Here is an 18,393-nt window from a genome sequence, read left to right on the forward strand (position 1 = left end):
GCCATTTCGGGTAATGAAAAGTAGAAGAAAGATGATTGCAGAGTGGAGGTTTTACTTGTGGATAATAATAAAATGAATCGGGGCATTTTGACAGCACTGACAGGAATTGGCCTCGCACAAGGGTTGAAGATTTTAACGCACAAACGTTTGGCAGGAAAATGGGACTGGAAGCAGGTTTTTACGACAGGCGGTATGCCAAGCTCCCATTCCGCGGGAGTTTCAGCGCTCGCTACCTACATAGCGGCCAATAGAGGATCTCGCCATACGGAAACAGCATTAGCGGTTGTTTTTGGAGTGATCGTCATGTACGATGCCCAGGGTATCCGCCGTCATACAGGGGAGATTGCTAAACTGGTAAATGAGTTAGAAGACAGTTTTGCTACGATATCAAAAGACTTTCCGAGCCTGGAATTCGTGCAGAGGGAAAAGGAATTGAAAGAACTCTTGGGTCACCAGCCATTAGAAGTGTTAGGTGGAGCACTTTTAGGAACTGCATTAGGACTGATTTCAGCAAGATATGAAGATCGAAAATAAATCATTTCCACACAAAATAGCAACCTATAGGGAGGTTGCTATTTTTGTATGTTCAGTCATACTTCAGGATGCTTTACATGGACTGCCAGCCATTAAAAGAACGAGCTTCCCTTCTAAAGGAAGCTCGTTTTTGGGTTATTTGTTATCATCATTATTAAATTCATAGTTCTCTTCAATGTGATCGATAACCCGCTGGTGGCGTTTTTCTTCTGCTTGTTTCTCTGCTTTTCTGCGAGCATCTTTATAATCTTCCCGTATCGATTTCAAGAGGGAGATAGCGGCTACGAACAGGACGATTGAAAACGGTAATGCCCCGATCAGGGAAGCGGTTTGCAGTCCTTCCAATCCAGCGCTGATAATCAAAATGATCGCAAGTGAGGCGATAAGAGAGCCCCACACTACTTTTACAACAACAGAAGGGTTTGTATCCCCATTCGATGTCATCATACCAAGTACGAAAGTTGCGGAGTCGGCGGACGTTACCAGGAAGGTAAACAGCAGGCCGATAGATAGTACCGATAGTATGGTACCTAATGGTACGTTTTCTAACATCGCAAACAATGCGGTTGTTTCATCTTGAGCAACGGCCCCGGCAATATCCGTACCATGAAAGAGGTCGAAGTTGATCGCCGTCCCACCGAAGATACCAATCCAAATTAGACCGATAGCCGGAGGTGCAACCATTACTCCTAGTACAAATTCCCTGACCGTGCGTCCTTTCGAGATACGGGCAACAAACATTCCGACAAACGGAGCCCAAGCAATGGTCCAGGCCCAGTAATAGACGGGCCAATCCTGCACCCATGTTCCTTGTGTATACTGATCAAGTCTTAAGCTAGCCTGGAAGAAATTCTGCAGGTAGTCACCGACGCCCATGGTAATCGTATCTAGAATAAAGCCGGTAGGACCGATGAATAAGACGGCAACCATAAGCACAAGAGCCAGTCCTAAGTTAGCGTTACTTAAGTATTTAATCCCTTTATCAAGACCCGATATGGTCGATACCATGAAGAAGACGAACATAGCCCCTACGATGATGAGCTGTGTCGTGGTACCAGAAGGAACGTTAAAAACATAGCCAAGACCTCCGTTGATCTGCAGTACACTTAATCCAAGTGTAGTTGCTACACCCATAACTGTAGCAATGACTGCTATGATGTCGATCGTATTCCGGAGCGGCTTTTTCCCTTTATCGCCGATTACCGGGTTCATGGTATCACTGATCAGGCTTCGTTCATCCTGGCGATAAATAAAGTACGAGAGTGCCAGTCCGACAAAAGTGAAAGAGGCCCACTGGTGTATGCCGTTATTGAAAAATGCATTCCACATCGCTTCTCTTGCAGCCTCTGCTGTTCCAGCTTCGATACTGGGGTCGAAGGGAGGCGGTGTTCCGAAGTGGGTCATCGGTTCAGCAACACCCCAGAAGACGATACTCACACCAAAACCGGTACTAAATAACATGGCGATCCAGGTAAACAAAGGGTATTTGGGTTTGGTGTTTTCTCCACCAAGTTTGATTCTCCCATATTTACTGAATGCTAAATAAAAGTTGAAAATAATTATAAAAAGCACGAACGATAAATAAAACCAGCCAAACGTATTGGCAATAAACCCGTAAATGACTTCAGCCTGGGAAGCCAATATCTGAGGAGCAACCGCCCCCCATAAAGCAAAAAGAAAAATAATGGTGAATGAGACCCAGAAAATGCTGTTCATAAATTTGTACTTTTTCTTTTTATTCCCCATAGTCCATCTCCTTTACTACTATGATTTTACACTCCTTTTTTTATGTACCCGGTGAGTGTAGTAAGTAAGCTAGTCATTTTTAAGTAATTTAACATTATTATGCTTTTAAAAACAAATATCTATTATTTCGGGTAACTAAACATTGATTTTCAAGATAATTTGAGTTAAAATTTTTGAGTTACTTAAATAGGAAAGAAGGTATATTGTGGAACAGACAAAGGAAGAACCAATCAATAAAGTTCCATTAATGATCGTATTGTTATCAGGCGCATTTGTCGCCATTTTGAATCAGACACTATTAGCAACAGCTATTCCACATATTATGCAGGATTTGAACCTGGACGCGAATACCGCCCAGTGGCTGCAGACGATTTTTATGCTGGTAAACGGAATCATGATTCCTATCACTGCTTTTTTGATTGAACGTTTTACAACCCGGGGGCTATTTTTGACAGCTGTCGGTACCTTCGCGATAGGCACATTAGTATGTGCCATTGCTCCGAATTTCGGTATATTATTATCAGGAAGAGTCCTGCAGGCAGCGGGGGCAGGGATTATCATGCCATTGATGCAGACGATTCTGTTCTTAGTCTTTCCCGTTGAAAAACGTGGGTCGGCTATGGGGATGTTCGGTCTCGTGATTGCATTTGCGCCTGCCATTGGTCCGACACTGTCGGGGTACCTCGTTGACCACCACCATTGGCGAAGTTTATTTTATGTTATCTTGCCTATCGCAATCATCGATATCATTGTCGCTTATTTTATTTTGAAAAATGTAACGAAGCAGACATTCCCGAAAGTCGATGTCTTGTCGATCATTCTATCGACCGTCGGCTTTGGCGGTATATTATATGCGTTTAGTGTGGCAGGCAGTGGTGGATGGCTCCATACAGAAGTGCTGGGATCTTTAATTGTTGGTGCCGTTACACTCGTATTATTCATATTGAGACAATTGAAACTTGAACAGCCGATATTGGAATTCCGGATCTTTAAAAACACTACCTTCACCCTCACTACGGCAATCGGGATGGTATCATTTATTGCGATGATCGGGGGCGCGGTCATCCTTCCGATTCTGATGCAGGATATGTTAGGGTTTACGGCATTAGAATCAGGATTAATGCTCCTTCCTGGGGCGGTACTCATGGGACTGATGAACCCGGTCACAGGCCGGCTTTTTGATCGGTTTGGCGCGCGTTGGCTGGCTATTATCGGCTTGTCGATTCTGGTAATCACTACCTTTATGTTTTCGAACATAACCATGGAAACGACATTTGTTTATCTGGCAACCGTTAATGCAGCTCGTATGTTCAGTATTTCCATGATCATGATGCCAGTCACAACGGCAGGACTGAATCAGTTGCCGAACCAACTTATGCCGCACGGTTCAGCGATGAATAATACGATGCGGCAGGTAGCCGGAGCGGTCGGCACAGCCTTGCTGGTATCTGTAATGACCACCCAGGCAGATCCCGCAGAAGGGATTACCGGACTGATTCATGGGGTGAACGTTTCATTTATTGTTGCGGGAATCATAGCGATTGCCGGGCTTGTCATGTCATTTTTTATCAAAAATTCACGGCCAGGCGTTGCCTGAGCTTTATAAAGGCGGAAACCTTCTTCAAGAAGTTTTCCGCCTTTACCTTTATGAAAGTTGTAGAGGTCAGGGGGCTGCTATCAACGTGAAAATATGAGCTTTCCTGGTAAGTATACATGGCGTATGGGGGGAAATTGAGAAGTTAACTTTGTTTGCATACTATATAGGCACTTTAATTGAATAGAGTGGGGTATAGGTTTAAACTTATTTATTTATAAGGAATTTATTTATGAATTAGAAAGAGATGAGAGCATATGTCTAAACCACTTACATACACGCTGCTTTTTTTCGTCATGATGATCTGGGGATTCAATGTCATCGCGATTAAAGTTCTGGTGGAAAACTTTGCGCCTGTGACTATCACTGCTTTTCGGATTCTGCTGGCAGGTATTGTTGTCATGCTTATTTTAGGAATCAAAAAGGAATTCCGAAAAGTTACCAGACCTCAGCTTATTTATATTACGATTGGCGCATTGACCGGGATTTTAGGCCACCATTTCTTTTTATCGGTAGGTCTTACAGCTACCAATGCTTCTAATGCCGGTCTTATCCTGGGTTTGGTTCCGCTGATGACGGCGTTAGCTGCAATATTATTTTTAGGAGATAGGCTGACGGTCCTGAGGATGATCGGCATTGTGTCTGGTCTGATTGGCGTTTCGTTCATTGTGATGAACGGAGAAGGAAGTGTAGGGAGTATTTCCCGTGGTGATCTTTACATTTTTCTTGCCGTCGTAACCCAGGCTGTCAGTTTCATTGCCATCAAACGGGCGACCGAAACGATGGATGCCCGGCTGATGACGGGATGGATGCAAATTGCAGGGGCTTTTTTCCTGTTCGTCGTAAGTGCTCAACTGGAGCCTGATGGCCTCTCCTCATTGACGACAGGCACTCCTCTTGCCTGGGGCGTGTTTTTAGCCTCGTCTATATTGGCAACCGGGATTGGCCACATGGTCTATAATAAGGCAATCCACCAGATTGGTGCTGGAGAAACAGCCATTTTCATCAACCTTACTCCGTTCTTTTCCTTGACGGGTTCCTATCTGTTTTTAGGAGAGAGGATTATGGCGGAGCAGTTGTTCGGATTCTTGTTCATTGTTACTGGAGTAGTGCTGGGGACAGGAGCGCTTGAGCAATCGATTCGTAAAAACAAGAAAAAGAGAATGGCCAGTTAAATAAGTAAGGAAAAACGATTCATCTTCAAAAGGGTGAGTCGTTTTTTTTACTGCTTTTCATCTTTCCCCTCTGCTTTATATAAAAGCACAAATGGAAGGAATAAAAGGAAGACAACAAATGTATACAAAATGATCTGAGCCAGCCAGTCCACTAAAAAGAATACCAATATAAAAAAAACAGTTACCATCATTAACGGAATTACATATGCCAAAATCACGTGTGTCCCTCCCATTTCCAACTATTCAATATGCTCCCCGTACAGGTATAAATTATTCCATTTTGCAAAGTACTAAAGAGATGAACGACGTATATCAATAAGGAGATTTCGAATGTGGAAATGGAAGAAAGATAAAGGTGACGAATTTCCAGCGCAAAATGAAACAATTAGGGATATTATGAAGCAGCTGAAACAATCAAAAGACTTCGTCACCTATCCAATTGATGGTGAGACGAAGTGCGTTTTGGTTTATTTTAAAACAATGGTAGAGCCGAAGATTATCAATGATAGGATTCTTCCGGCCCTGAAGCAAAACGCTTTGCATTCTCTCGAGGAAATGAAAGACATTATTTCAGTAGAAGGACTTACCGTCACGGATGATATTAATGATTTCAGGCAACGGGTTATGCAGGGGCATGTGATAGTGCAAATGAAAGAAAATGATAAGAAGTTTTTGACGATCCCTGCTGTCATTGCTGAAAAACGGGAAGTCAGCATTCCGGAAGTAGAATTCAGCGTGGTGGGACCGAAAGAGGCATTTGTAGAATCGTTGGATACGAATATCAATTTGGTACGTAAACGGTTAACCCTACCCCAGCTTATGGTGAAGGAATTGAGTATTGGAAAGATGACGAAAACCCGCGTCGCTATATTATTTGTCGATGGGATAGCTAATAAAGAGAATGTCAATACAGTCATGCAGCGACTGGGGGATATCGAATACGATCAGATTAATGACAGTTCCTATATCACGCAGATGATAGCAGATAACTCCAATTCCCCGTTTCCCCAGCTGTTGGATACGGAACGGCCAGATCGTGTGACTGGTTCGCTTGTAGAGGGGAAGATAGCCATATTAGTGGATGGTTCTCCCCATGCTTTAACATGCCCGACGACTGTCGTTGAGTTCTTTTCAGCCTCGGATGACTATTTCCTGCCGTGGCATCTGGCATCGGCATTTCGTGTCATCCGATTATTCGCGGTCATTTTTTCAGTACTCAGTACACCCTTGTATGTGGCAATATTGACTTATCATCATGAAATGATTCCCCAGGATTTGCTGGCGACTATTGTTTCCTCCCGGGCGGATATTCCGTTTCCGCCGATTCTTGAGGTAATCGTATTAGAATTGACGATCGAACTATTGAGAGAAGCTGGAGCCAGGCTACCGACAAAGGTCGGTCAGACAATCGGTATCGTTGGCGGTATCGTAATCGGGACGGCTGCGGTAGAGGCGGGTCTTACTAGTAATGTGTTATTAATTATTGTCGCCTTAGGTGCCTTGGCTTCCTTTACCACTCCTGTTTATCAAATAGGCAACACCATTCGATTGGTCCGATTTCCTTTTCTGATTGGTGCTCAGTTATGGGGGCTTGTAGGTGTTTCCATGGTAATGGCTTTCTTTATTGCACATTTAATCCGATTGCAATCGATTGGCAGGCCATTCTTTGCCCCAATTTATCCGCTGAGGTTTCGGGATCTGAAGGATGCGTTCATCCGCCTTCCTTTTAATAAACAATCCAAAAGGCCGATACAAACCCGGCCTGTAGATTCCAACCGTTTTAACCAAAAGCGGGCTAATGAGAAGAGGGATGTCGATGAATAAAGCCAAGCATAATGTTCCCATACCGGAAAATTTATTGATCACCTCGACGATGGTTTTCTTTTTGATTCATTCGATGCAAGTGGGAGTAGGACTTCTGGGCTTTGAAAGATATATTGCTATGGCAGCCGGCTATGATGCATGGATTTCCATTTTAATAGCCGGTCTTGTCATTCATCTGCTATTATGGATGATCTATCGAATTTTGGAACTGAGCGGAGGGGACCTTGTTTCCATTCATGAATTTGTGTTTGGGAAGTATATCGGCAGTTTGATGAATATGGTATTCAGCCTTTACTTTCTATTATTGAGCTTGACTGTATTGCGTACATTCATTGAGGTTATCCAGGTTTGGGTATTCCCCCAGTTGAATGTTTGGTGGTATGCACTGGCATTTTTGGTAATGGTTTATTATTTCGTGGAAGGCGGGCTGCGGGTGATCACTGGCATGTGTTTAATCAGTGTCCTCTTAGGGTTGCCATTATTACTGTTCAAATTTTTCCCCATACAGCTTGGACAAGTGGATAATCTTTATCCATTAATCGATCATTCGCTCATGGACCTGCTGGCCTCTGCCAAAACAACTACGCTCAGCTTTTTAGGGTTCGAGTTGTTATTGATGTTTTATCCATTCCTTAAAAATCAGCAGGAATCCAAAAAATGGGCACATTTTGGCGCTTTTTATACAACTATGATTTATTTAGCCAGTGCACTGGTTGCTTTTGTTTATTATAGTGAGGAGCAGCTTCAATTTGTTACCTGGGGAACAATATCTATGTGGAAAATAGTAGATTTCCCTTTCCTGCAGAGGTTTGAATATGCAGGTATCGCATTATGGGCCTATGTTGTTTTGCCTAATATTTGCATTGGCTTATGGGCAGCGAGCAGGATACCAAAACGGATGTTTAAAAAAATAAAACAGAGATATGTTATCTGGCTATATAGTCTGATTCTCTTAGTTGCTTCTGCCCTACTCGAAACTCGCAGCATGATTGATCAACTGAATACAATAACCAGTCAAATTGGCTTTTATGTCCTGTTATATATTCCCTTCTTATTTGTAATGATGCTGTTTATGAAAAAGGTGATGAAACGCGATGAAAATTAACATAGCCTTACCCTTACTTTTAATTGTTTCTATTCTTCTTACCGGATGCCTACCTCACGAAAGTGTAGAAGAAGTAGCCCTGGTCAACCTTGCCGGTGTTGATTACGTGGATGAAGAATATAAGAAAGGTACGGTGGCCATCCACCACTATGGACGAACCAAGGAGGAAATCCCCAGTGAGCAGTATTTATCCTACACTGCCAAATCACTCAAAGAGATAGCATCAGGTCTGGAAAGTAAATCACCGAGACCAATTCGTATGGGGAAGCTTTCCTTTTCATTGTACGGGGAAGAACTGGCACGAAATGATTTATCCGACAGCATTGACATGTTAGCCCGGGACCCTCATATCGGAAGGGACGTTTATTTAGGTATTGTTGCAGGTGACACCCAGGAGCTGATGGAGAAAAAATATAGTGAAAACGAAACTACGGCACGATATTTAATCGGACTTATGGAGCAAAATGAAAAAAACAACTTCCCAACCACTAATCTGCACAGGTTTCTCTTTGCCTATTATGGAAAAGGGATGGACGGGTTTCTTCCCTATTTAAAATCAGAGGGAGATGAAGTGAAAATTGCTGGGGTTGCCTTATTTAAAGAGGCCCTAATGGTTGATGTGATTCCTTTCACGGATGTATTTACATTCAAAATGCTTATCGAGAATTTTAATCAAGGAGTGCAGGCAATTGAGTTCAAGGACAAAAATGTCGTCATGGAAAACATTGGTTCGCGAGTGAAGTACAAATTGGAAGGAAATAACAACAAACCGAAATTCATCATCAATATAAATATCACTGGAATCGTCAGTGAAATATCTGACGTTGGGTCTCTGGAGGCTAAAACACTTACACCAGAGTTTGAAAAAGAGTTCTCTAAATACTTTGAAAGAAATGGTAAGAAAATGCTTGCAAAGTTCCAGGAAGGGAAAATTGATCCTTTAGGGCTCGGCAAAATATTGAAGAACCGCAGAGGCAACTTTGACAAAAAAGTGTGGGAACAACAATATCCAACCGTTCCTATAGAATTGAATATAAAAGTGAACATTGTGGAATCAGGAATTTCCGCATAAGAAAGATGGTAAATAATAATGAAAATATTATGTATTGATGGCGGGGGCATTCGGGGGGTCATGCCGATTGCAGTCTTAAGAGCCATGGAAAAAGATATCGGGAGTTGTGCTGCTGAAAAGTTTGATTTAATTGCCGGGACGAGCACGGGTTCGATCATAGCAGCCTCTGTCATGATGCGTAAGGATATGCGCGAATTGCTGAGTTCCTATCAGAAATACGGTAAGAAAATTTTTATTCGTCAGGCTAAAGTCGGATTGTTCAAGAGTGTTTATAGTGACCGCTACCTGCGCCGTCTGTTGAAAGAAGCATTTGAAAATAAGAAGCTTGGTGAATTGAGTGGTCCTTTGCTTATTCCTGCGGTGGATGTCACTCATGGCAAACCCTATATCCACCGCTCTCACGCTGTCGAGTCAGAGAATGATGATCTATCGATCCCGCTATGGGATGCTGTTTTGTCTTCATGCTCCGCTCCAATTTATTTTCCACCGAACAATGTTGATAATGATTACTTGTCGATCGATGGCGGCCTATGGGCGAACAACCCATCGCTTGTCTGTATAACCGAAGCAATCCATTATTTTGAAGAAAGCTTGCAGGACATACAAATCCTTTCCTTGGGTACGGGAAAGCAAAGCATTGATTTCACGATTGACCACGATAAGTTTTGGGGGATAAAAAAGTGGATGCCATTTCAGCTTCCGGCGATGAAAGTCACCCCGAAGCTGCTGGATCTGGCCCTTAATTTATCCTCGGAATCCGTATCCTATCACTGCCAGCTGCTCTTACAGGACAATTACCTTCGTATTAATGAAGAGCTGGGAGAAGAAGTGCCATTTGATGAAGTAACGTATACTGAAGAGCTGATCCAACTTGGTGAACAGGTTTATGCAAAAAACAGGGAGAGGATATTAAAATTTATCAAGTAATAAAAGTAGAGGTTAGACGATTATCTCTTAATAAAAAGGGGTATTTTCCCAATAGTTAAACCTTCTGAAAGCTTGATATATGCGATTTTTCATATGTAACCGTTATCAAGACAAAATACGACAAAACATTTCAGAAAATTAGCATAAAAACAATTGTAATCAAGATAAGAACATTTTATGCTAGTAATACAAGTTCACTTGAAAGGCTTTGAAATCAACTAGAAGGGGAGTGGTAGATTGTTAGATTTTACTGCTTTAGAGCATGACGTTTATTTATTCCACCAAGGAAACCTCCGATACAGCTACGAACTTCTCGGGGCACACCAAGATACACAAAATGGTACTCCAGGCACCCGATTCATGGTCTGGGCGCCGAATGCACAGCAGGTCAGTGTCGTCGGCGACTTCAATGAATGGGATGGCAGGGAACACCCGATGAAGGAATTGAACGAAAATGGGATCTGGCATACGTTCATCCCTCACCTTGAACAAGGGGAAATTTATAAATATGAAATCCTCACTCCCCACGGACATCTGCAGCTGAAAGCAGATCCTTACGCATTTTCCAGTGAGCTGCGGCCGAACACAGCCTCGGTCATCTATCCTCTCGATAATTACCAATGGAATGATGATCTATGGATGAAGCGCCGCGAAGAGATGAATTTCTATGAATCTCCTATTTCTATCTACGAATTGCATTTAGGGTCATGGAAAAATATCGAAACTGAAGTCTATTATAATTACCGCGATTATGCAGAGGAAGTCATACCCTATGTCAAAGAGCTGGGATATACCCATATCGAGCTGCTTCCGATAGCGGAGCATCCGTTTGACCGCTCCTGGGGTTACCAGACTACGGGGTATTATGCCGTGACCTCCCGCTATGGGACACCGGATGACTTCCGTTATTTTGTCGATCAATGCCACCAACATGGTATCGGTGTCATTCTCGACTGGGTACCGGGTCATTTCTGCAAAGATGCCCATGGTCTTCGCCGATTCGACGGAGAGGCACTCTACGAATACGAAAATCCCTTGAAAGCGGAGAAGCCGCAATGGGGGACCTTAACGTTCGACTTCGCCCGTAATGAAGTGCAAAGCTTCCTCATTTCAAATGCAATTTACTGGCTGAAGGAGTTCCACCTGGATGGCCTCCGTGTCGATGCGGTAGCAAGTATGCTTTATCTTGATTTTGGCAAGGAAGACGATGAATGGGAAACGAATGAGCATGGAGGCAGGGAAAACCTTGAAGCCATCGCATTCATTAAAAAAATGAATGAAGCGATTTTTGAGGAAGTGCCGAATGTATTGATGATGGCGGAGGAATCCACGTCTTATCCGCTTGTCAGCGCGCCGACTTACATTGGTGGACTCGGTTTCAATTATAAATGGAATATGGGCTGGATGAACGATATGCTCCGTTATATGGAAATGGATCCGGTGCACCGTAAATACAATCATAATCTCATTACGTTCTCGTTGTTCTATGCTTTTTCCGAGAATTTCGTCCTCCCGATTTCCCATGATGAAGTCGTTCATGGCAAGAAATCATTGTTGAATAAGATGCCGGGAGATTACTGGCAGAAATTTGCCAATTTACGGGCATTTTTGGCTTTTATGTACGCCCATCCTGGTAAAAAGTTGTTATTCATGGGCTCGGAATTCGGTCAGTTCGACGAGTGGAAAGACTTGGAGGACCTCGATTGGGAGCTGTTGGATTATGATTCCCATGCATCGGTACTCGACTATGTAAAACAGCTGCATCAATTTTATATGGATATGCCTGCCTTGTGGGAACTGGATCATCATGAAGATGGCTTCTCATGGATAGACCCACATAATTTCGAGCAGAGCATCATATCTTTTATACGTTGCAGCCGGACACCGAAAGACCAGCTGCTGGTTGTCTGTAATTTTACTCCGGTAGTTTATCACGACTATAAAGTCGGAGTACCGCAGCCCGGGTATTATGAGGAGATATTCAATAGCGACGCGGAACATTTTGGCGGTTCCGGCCAAAGAAACGGATTAAAGGCTGCATCTGTCCCAGAGCCATGGCAGGGGCAGAATCACCATATAAAAATGACGATACCGCCACTAGCGGTAACTTTTTGGAAACGAACCAATGGACCGAAGGGGGACTAAATCATGAAAAAAGAGTGCGTAGCTATGCTTTTAGCCGGAGGCCAGGGAACGAGACTTAAATCACTCACCAAGCAGATTGCAAAGCCTGCTGTCTATTTTGGCGGGAAATACAGAATCATTGATTTTCCATTGAGTAACTGTACCAATTCGGGAATTGATACGGTAGGAGTCCTCACCCAATATGAACCATTGATTTTGAATAACTATATTGGAATTGGAAGCGACTGGGATCTCGATCGTAAATACGGTGGAGTCTCTGTTCTGCCACCATATGTTCAATCCGAAGAAGGGGGAGGCTGGTATACAGGAACAGCTAATGCTATCTATCGAAATATCAAATTCCTAAATCAGTATGACCCCGACCATGTCCTTGTATTATCGGGAGACCATATTTATAAAATGGATTACAGCGATATGCTTGATTACCATAAGGCGAGCGGTGCGGATGCTACGATTTCAGTCATAGAAGTACCATGGGAGGAAGCGAGCCGGTTCGGCCTTATGAACACCAATGACTCGGGTGTAATCACGGAATTCGATGAGAAACCGGAATACCCGAAGAGTAATTTGGCTTCTATGGGTGTCTATATTTTCCGGTGGGACATCTTGAAGCGCTATTTGATCGATGATGCCAATAATGAAAATTCTTCAAATGACTTCGGAAAAGATATCATCCCCGCGATGCTCGGCGACTACAAAAAGATGATGGCCTACACATTTGATGGCTACTGGAAAGATGTCGGGACGGTTGCGAGCTTATGGGAAGCCAACATGGATTTACTGAAAGAGAAACAGGAGCTTGAGTTGAATGATTACTCCTGGCGCATTTACTCAAAAAGTCCGAACCAGCCTCCGCAGTATATCTCGCATGAAGCGACCGTTCATAATGCCCTGATTAATGAAGGCTGCCGGATTCACGGAACTATTGACCATTCTGTTATCTTCTATGGGGTCCATGTCCAGGAAGGTTCAATTATCCAGGATTCGGTTATCATGCCGGAAGCTAAAATCGGAAAAAATGTGACCATCAACCGTGCCATCATCGCAGCTGGGAGTGTCATCGAGGATGGGGCCGTCATCGGCGACCCATCACCTAAAAGCGATATTACGTTAGTTGCAGATGAAGACAGTGTGTTAGCGCAAAGTTATTTGGAGCAAATTATAAAATAGGAGGATGGTAGTCGATGGATCGTATAGCAGGAATCATAAATCTAGACCATGAACAAGATGTGTTGGATGAACTCACTTATTTTCGGTGCAGTGCCGCTGTTCCATTTGCCGGACGTTACCGAATGATTGACTTTACCATATCCAATATGAGCAATTCCCGAATCGAGTCGATTGCTGTTTTCGCCAGACGGAAATACCGTTCGCTGATGGATCATTTGGAGCAAGGGAAAGCCTGGGATCTGGATCGTAAGCGTGGCGGATTGTTCATTCTTCCTCCAGACTGGAATGATCCGACGGATATATCAAAAGGGGACCTGCAGCATTTCCATAATAATATTGACTTTATCACCCGTACGCTTGCCGACTATGTCGTCGTCTCCGGGACACAGAATATCTGCAACATAAACTTCCGTGAAGTACTGGAGGAACATAAAGCGTCCGGTGCTGATGTAACAGTTGTCTATAAAAAGGTGGAGGAGCTGTACCCGGAACATAAGCGCGCCCATAAGCTGACTATTGATGAAAGTGGCCGGGTTACCGATATCCATAATGATCAACGGAGTAACAATGTCTATATGGATATGTATATCCTGGAGAAGAACTATTTATATGGGATGATTGAAGACTGCATCGCTCATGGCTGTTCTCACTTTTTCCTTGATGGCATCAAAGCCAGGCTGCCGCAAATCCATATGCATGCTTATGAATATGAGGGAGCGCACGCTCTTATCAATTCGGTAGAAAGCTATTATCGGCATAGTGCGAGCCTGCTGAATGGGGCTAACCATGATGATTTATTCAAAGAGGAAGCACCTATATTTACAAAGGTGAAAAATGAGCCTCCGACAAAGTATTCTCAGGATTCAAACGTTACGAATACTCTTGTCGCCAATGGCTGTGTCATTGACGGACAAGTGGAGGACAGCATTTTGTTCCGTGGAGTGAAAGTGGCAAAAGGGGCAGTAATCAAAAACTCGATCATTATGCAGCGTTGTGAAATCGACAGCAATGCAGTTTTAGAAAATGTCATCCTGGATAAGGACTGTCGTATTTCTAATAGCCGGACATTGATTGGAGTCCCTGAGAAGCCTTATGTCGTAGCAAAACGTGTGTCCATGTAGGAGATTGCCTATCACGGCAATCTTTTTACAATTTCTACATGTGATGAAATGAACAGGTAAAAGGAGTGAACAGAATGGAAATATTGATGGTAGGATCCGAATGCACCCCATTCATCAAAACAGGCGGACTTGCAGATGTGCTGGGTTCACTTCCGCAGGCACTTAAGGAGCAGGGGGATGATGTTCGTATTGTCCTCCCGAAATATCAGGAAATAAGTGATGAATGGAAGTCGCAGATGAAGCCGCTATTGGAATTGAATGTGACACTTGGCTGGCGCAATCAATATGCCGGGGTGGAATACATCGAACAGAATGGTATAACCGTCTACTTTATTGATAATGAATATTATTTCAAGCGTTCGAATTTGTATGGATATGGGGATGAAGCGGAACGGTTCGTATTTTTTAACCGTGCCGTAATGGAAATGATTAAAGCACTGGACTGGACACCTGATGTCATCCATTGCCATGACTGGCAAAGCGGTCTGATCCCTGTCTTTCTCCACACGCATTACAAGGATGATCCAATCTTTGAAAGTATGAAAACAGTCTTTACGATTCATAACCTGAAATACCAGGGGATATTTTCAGAGGCGGTTTTATATGACTTAATGGAGCTGGACGAGCGCCTGTTGACGCCGGAAGGGCTCGAATTTTTCGGGGACATCAACTTCATGAAAGGGGCATTGAATTTTGCTGACCGTATTACAACTGTCAGTGAAACTTATGCAAAAGAGATTCAAACGCCTTATTATGGGGAAAACCTAGATGGAGTATTACGGAGCAAATCCGATCGAATGATTGGCATCGTTAATGGCATTAATATCAAAGATTATGATCCGATGAAAGATGAGGCGCTCGCTTTCCCTTACCGAAGTTCACTGACGAAAAAGTGTCATAATAAACTCTGGCTGCAAAAAGAACTTGGCCTGCCGGTGCGGAGTGATGTCCCGATGATCAGCATCGTTTCCAGGCTTGTTGAGCAAAAAGGTTTCGATTTGATTGCCCGGATTATCGATGAGCTGCTGGCTACGGAGGATATCCAGTTAGTCGTGCTTGGCACAGGAGAATACGATTATGAACAAATGTTTCAATGGGCACAATCAAAGTATCCAACGAAGATGTCCGCGAATATCTTATTCAGTGAATCCTTCTCCCGCCAAGTATACGCGGCGAGCGACATGTTCCTGATGCCGTCCCGATTTGAACCATGCGGCATCGGACAATTGATCGCCCTCCGTTATCTGGCTGTGCCAATTGTCAGGGAAACAGGTGGTCTTGCTGATACGGTTCAGCCGTACAATGAACAAACAGGGGAAGGGAACGGCTTTACATTTACGAATTATAATGCCCATGACATGCTGTTCACCATCCGTCGGGCACTTGAATTTTATCAGGATAAAGAGCTCTGGAAACCGCTCATAAAAAATATCACAAAAAGTCAATTCCCGTGGAAGTATTCTGCACGCCGGTATCGTGAGGTGTACGCGCAGGCAATGGAATAGGGCTGTATGAATTGGAGGAAACCGTAATGTTGTTCAGCGACAAAGAGGAATTCAAACAGGCATTTTCCCAGAAGCTCGAGGCTAAGCTAGGCAAAACAGTTGAAACCGCTACAGAGGTGGATGCATATAGAGCTCTTGGTTCGCTGTTGCGGGAAAGAATCGGAACAAAATGGCTGGAGACGAACCAGCGCTATGAACGAGAGAAGGAAAAGCAAGTCTACTATTTTTCCATGGAGTTTCTGATCGGCAGATTGATGGGGAATAATCTCCTGAATATGCAAATAGTCGATGTTGTGGCAGAAGGTTTGAAAGACTTAGGTTTTGACCTGGGTGAACTGGAGGAAGAAGAGAACGACGCAGGCCTGGGTAACGGGGGGTTGGGACGACTTGCTGCCTGCTTCCTGGATTCCCTTGCCTCATTAGGGCTGGCCGGCCATGGCTATGGTATCCGTTATAAATACGGTATGTTCGACCAGCAGTTCATCGATGGCAATCAAGTCGAATTTCCTGACTTATGGCTGTCACGTGAATTTGTATGGGAAGTCCGTCGCCCGGAAGAAGCAGTGGAAGTCCGTTTCGGCGGTCATGTATCTTCGAGCAAGGATGAAGATGGCAACCTGCATTTCGACCACCATGATTATGAGCAGGTCCAGGCTGTCCCCTACGATGTCCCGGTCGTCGGCTATAACAGTGATACCGTCAATACGCTGCGTCTCTGGTCTGTAGAAGCGAACCTGGATGATACGATCAAAAAAGCATCAAGGCTGAATGAGTTCGGGAATTTCCTCGGCCACAAGCGCTCCCTTGAAGCGATTTCGGAATTTTTATACCCCGATGATTCCCATGAAGAAGGGAAGCAGCTGCGACTGAAACAGGAATACTTTTTAGTGTCGGCAGGGGTTCAGAGTGCCGTGCGTGCTTTTGAACAGCTGGAACTGCCCTGGTCCGCCTTTCCTGAAAAAGTCGCTCTCCATATTAATGACACCCATCCTGCGATGGTGATTCCTGAACTGATGCGGGTTTTGATGGATGAAAAGCAGCTGGGATGGAAAGAAGCCTGGGACATCATTCAAGCCTCGGTTTCCTATACCAATCATACGACCCTGAGTGAAGCGTTGGAGTCCTGGCCGGTGGATATGGTGCGGCAACTGCTGCCAAGAATATTTATGATTATTGAAGAAATAAACGAACGGTTCTGCCAATCGTTATGGGAGCAGTATCCTGGAGAATTCGACCGAATCGCTGAGCTGGCTATCATTGCTGATGGGCAAGTGAAAATGGCTCATCTGTCGATTGTCGGCAGCCATAGCATCAATGGGGTGGCAAGGCTTCACACAGAGATTTTGAAAAAGCGGGAAATGAAAATTTTTTATAATACATTTCCTGAGCGGTTCAACAACAAGACGAACGGTATTACCCACAGACGCTGGCTGATGCATGCCAATAAGCCGCTTGCCGGACTTCTTACAGAAACAATTGGTGAAAATTGGATAAATGAACCTGGGCGACTGACAGACCTGCTGGCTTATCAGGAGGATGCAGGTGTATTGAATAGCTTGGGCAATATCAAGCAAGCGAACAAAGAAAAGCTGGCTTCCTGGGTTTACGACACGAAAGGAATTTCCCTTGATCCGCAATCGATATTCGATGTCCATATCAAGCGTCTCCATGGATATAAGCGTCAGCTCTTGAATGCGCTGCATATTATGCATCTATATAATAAAATCAAAACAGACCCTTCGCTGGAGATGGCACCAAGAACCTTCTTTTTCGGTGCGAAAGCGGCACAGGGCTACCATTATGCCAAAAAAATCATCAAGCTGATCAATACGATTGCTGACGTGGTGAATAATGACCCGGTAGTAGGTGATAAGCTTAAAGTTGTTTTTCTGGAAAATTATTCAGTTTCCCTTGCCGAACGAATCATCCCGGCAGCCAATGTGAGTGAACAGATTTCAACGGCTAGTAAGGAAGCTTCCGGCACCGGAAACATGAAGCTGATGATGAATGGGGCGTTGACACTTGGTACCATGGATGGCGCCAATGTGGAAATCCATGAACTTGTCGGGGATGACAATATTTACACGTTCGGCTTAAGCTCGGAGGAAGTTTTGGAATTTTACCGATCCGGTGACTATTCCTCGAAGCAGGTGTACGAAACAAACGAAGAGGTTCGACTTACTGTCGATCAGCTGATTCATTACAGTCCTTTTTCAAAAGGTGATACAGAATTTCAGGAAATCTATGACTCGCTCGTGCACCATAATGATGAATTTTTCGTACTGAAAGATTTCGCAGCTTATATAGTTGCCCAGCAGCGGGTAAGCTTCGACTATCAGCAGAAACAGGCATGGAACAGAAAAAGCCTGATCAATATTGCACATGCTGGGAAGTTCTCCAGTGACCGTACGATTCAGGAGTATGCCTCGGACATCTGGCGGATTGCCCCAGTAAACACGCTCAAATGATCATTGA

General features: G+C 44.0%; 14 protein-coding genes. 12 read left to right on the top strand and 2 right to left on the bottom strand.

What is annotated here, in order from left to right:
- Nucleotides 1–72 precede the first annotated feature (72 nt).
- Entirely contained in the window at nucleotides 73–534 is a 462-nt protein-coding gene (locus FHS45_RS16020; RefSeq protein ID WP_062440659.1) for a divergent PAP2 family protein, read from the top strand.
- 135 nt (nucleotides 535–669) lie between these two features.
- Here FHS45_RS16020 and FHS45_RS16025 read toward each other — a convergent pair whose 3' ends face one another.
- Nucleotides 670–2,280, bottom strand: coding sequence for a BCCT family transporter (locus tag FHS45_RS16025; protein WP_062440093.1), 1,611 nt, complete (start codon nucleotides 2,278–2,280; stop codon nucleotides 670–672).
- Between the two features lie 247 nt (nucleotides 2,281–2,527).
- On the opposite strand from FHS45_RS16025, the gene FHS45_RS16030 reads away from it, so the two are divergent.
- Together FHS45_RS16030 and FHS45_RS16035 are read left to right on the top strand one after the other, a co-directional pair.
- Nucleotides 2,528–3,877 carry an MDR family MFS transporter gene (locus tag FHS45_RS16030; protein ID WP_062440657.1) on the top strand — a complete coding sequence of 450 codons (1,350 nt, stop codon included), beginning with the start codon at nucleotides 2,528–2,530 and terminating at the stop codon, nucleotides 3,875–3,877.
- Nucleotides 3,878–4,131: 254 nt separating this feature from the next.
- Nucleotides 4,132–5,049 (top strand): DMT family transporter, encoded by a 918-nt coding sequence (locus FHS45_RS16035; protein WP_062440090.1) that lies wholly within the window; start codon nucleotides 4,132–4,134, stop codon nucleotides 5,047–5,049.
- A 47-nt stretch (nucleotides 5,050–5,096) separates the two neighbouring features.
- On the opposite strand, the gene FHS45_RS16040 is transcribed toward FHS45_RS16035, so the two are convergent.
- Nucleotides 5,097–5,267, bottom strand: a complete 171-nt coding sequence (locus tag FHS45_RS16040) for a hypothetical protein (RefSeq protein ID WP_157620143.1) — start codon at nucleotides 5,265–5,267, stop codon at nucleotides 5,097–5,099.
- Nucleotides 5,268–5,379: 112 nt separating this feature from the next.
- On the opposite strand from FHS45_RS16040, the gene FHS45_RS16045 reads away from it, so the two are divergent.
- From FHS45_RS16045 to FHS45_RS16085, 9 genes are all read left to right on the top strand, one after another.
- Nucleotides 5,380–6,873, top strand: coding sequence for a spore germination protein (locus FHS45_RS16045; RefSeq protein WP_062440087.1), 1,494 nt, complete (start codon nucleotides 5,380–5,382; stop codon nucleotides 6,871–6,873).
- Nucleotides 6,866–7,978 carry a GerAB/ArcD/ProY family transporter gene (locus FHS45_RS16050; protein ID WP_062440084.1) on the top strand — a complete coding sequence of 371 codons (1,113 nt, stop codon included), beginning with the start codon at nucleotides 6,866–6,868 and terminating at the stop codon, nucleotides 7,976–7,978. The genes FHS45_RS16045 and FHS45_RS16050 overlap by 8 nt, the downstream gene beginning before the upstream one ends.
- Nucleotides 7,968–9,050 carry a Ger(x)C family spore germination protein gene (locus tag FHS45_RS16055; protein ID WP_062440081.1) on the top strand — a complete coding sequence of 361 codons (1,083 nt, stop codon included), beginning with the start codon at nucleotides 7,968–7,970 and terminating at the stop codon, nucleotides 9,048–9,050. The genes FHS45_RS16050 and FHS45_RS16055 overlap by 11 nt, the downstream gene beginning before the upstream one ends.
- An 18-nt stretch (nucleotides 9,051–9,068) precedes the next feature.
- Entirely contained in the window at nucleotides 9,069–9,977 is a 909-nt protein-coding gene (locus FHS45_RS16060) for a CBASS cGAMP-activated phospholipase (RefSeq protein WP_062440078.1), read from the top strand.
- 237 nt (nucleotides 9,978–10,214) lie between these two features.
- Entirely contained in the window at nucleotides 10,215–12,122 is a 1,908-nt protein-coding gene (glgB, locus tag FHS45_RS16065; RefSeq protein WP_062440075.1) for a 1,4-alpha-glucan branching protein GlgB, read from the top strand.
- A gap of 3 nt (nucleotides 12,123–12,125) precedes the next feature.
- Complete coding sequence (locus tag FHS45_RS16070; RefSeq protein WP_062440072.1) at nucleotides 12,126–13,292, top strand: glucose-1-phosphate adenylyltransferase; 1,167 nt, start codon at nucleotides 12,126–12,128, stop codon at nucleotides 13,290–13,292.
- Between the two features lie 14 nt (nucleotides 13,293–13,306).
- Nucleotides 13,307–14,413, top strand: coding sequence for a glucose-1-phosphate adenylyltransferase subunit GlgD (glgD, locus tag FHS45_RS16075; protein ID WP_062440068.1), 1,107 nt, complete (start codon nucleotides 13,307–13,309; stop codon nucleotides 14,411–14,413).
- Between the two features lie 74 nt (nucleotides 14,414–14,487).
- Nucleotides 14,488–15,918 (top strand): glycogen synthase GlgA, encoded by a 1,431-nt coding sequence (glgA, locus tag FHS45_RS16080; RefSeq protein WP_062440065.1) that lies wholly within the window; start codon nucleotides 14,488–14,490, stop codon nucleotides 15,916–15,918.
- 29 nt (nucleotides 15,919–15,947) lie between these two features.
- On the top strand, nucleotides 15,948–18,386 hold the full coding sequence (locus tag FHS45_RS16085; protein ID WP_062440654.1) for a glycogen/starch/alpha-glucan phosphorylase: 2,439 nt from the start codon (nucleotides 15,948–15,950) through the stop codon (nucleotides 18,384–18,386).
- Nucleotides 18,387–18,393: the final 7 nt, after the last annotated feature.

Origin of the sequence: Thalassobacillus devorans (assembly GCF_011761345.1) — a bacterium.
Classification (GTDB): Bacteria; Bacillota; Bacilli; order Bacillales; family Halobacillaceae; genus Thalassobacillus; species Thalassobacillus devorans.

What these genes read in the sequence shown, in the direction of transcription:
- FHS45_RS16055 (WP_062440081.1), top strand. Translation starts at nt 7,968, where the DNA reads ATGAAAATTAACATAGCCTTACCCTTACTTTTAATTGTTTCTATTCTT.
- FHS45_RS16050 (WP_062440084.1), top strand. Translation starts at nt 6,866, where the DNA reads ATGAATAAAGCCAAGCATAATGTTCCCATACCGGAAAATTTATTGATC.
- FHS45_RS16025 (WP_062440093.1), bottom strand. Translation starts at nt 2,280, where the DNA reads ATGGGGAATAAAAAGAAAAAGTACAAATTTATGAACAGCATTTTCTGG.
- FHS45_RS16035 (WP_062440090.1), top strand. Translation starts at nt 4,132, where the DNA reads ATGTCTAAACCACTTACATACACGCTGCTTTTTTTCGTCATGATGATC.
- FHS45_RS16060 (WP_062440078.1), top strand. Translation starts at nt 9,069, where the DNA reads ATGAAAATATTATGTATTGATGGCGGGGGCATTCGGGGGGTCATGCCG.
- glgA (WP_062440065.1), top strand. Translation starts at nt 14,488, where the DNA reads ATGGAAATATTGATGGTAGGATCCGAATGCACCCCATTCATCAAAACA.
- FHS45_RS16020 (WP_062440659.1), top strand. Translation starts at nt 73, where the DNA reads ATGAATCGGGGCATTTTGACAGCACTGACAGGAATTGGCCTCGCACAA.
- FHS45_RS16070 (WP_062440072.1), top strand. Translation starts at nt 12,126, where the DNA reads ATGAAAAAAGAGTGCGTAGCTATGCTTTTAGCCGGAGGCCAGGGAACG.
- glgD (WP_062440068.1), top strand. Translation starts at nt 13,307, where the DNA reads ATGGATCGTATAGCAGGAATCATAAATCTAGACCATGAACAAGATGTG.
- FHS45_RS16045 (WP_062440087.1), top strand. Translation starts at nt 5,380, where the DNA reads ATGTGGAAATGGAAGAAAGATAAAGGTGACGAATTTCCAGCGCAAAAT.
- FHS45_RS16030 (WP_062440657.1), top strand. Translation starts at nt 2,528, where the DNA reads ATGATCGTATTGTTATCAGGCGCATTTGTCGCCATTTTGAATCAGACA.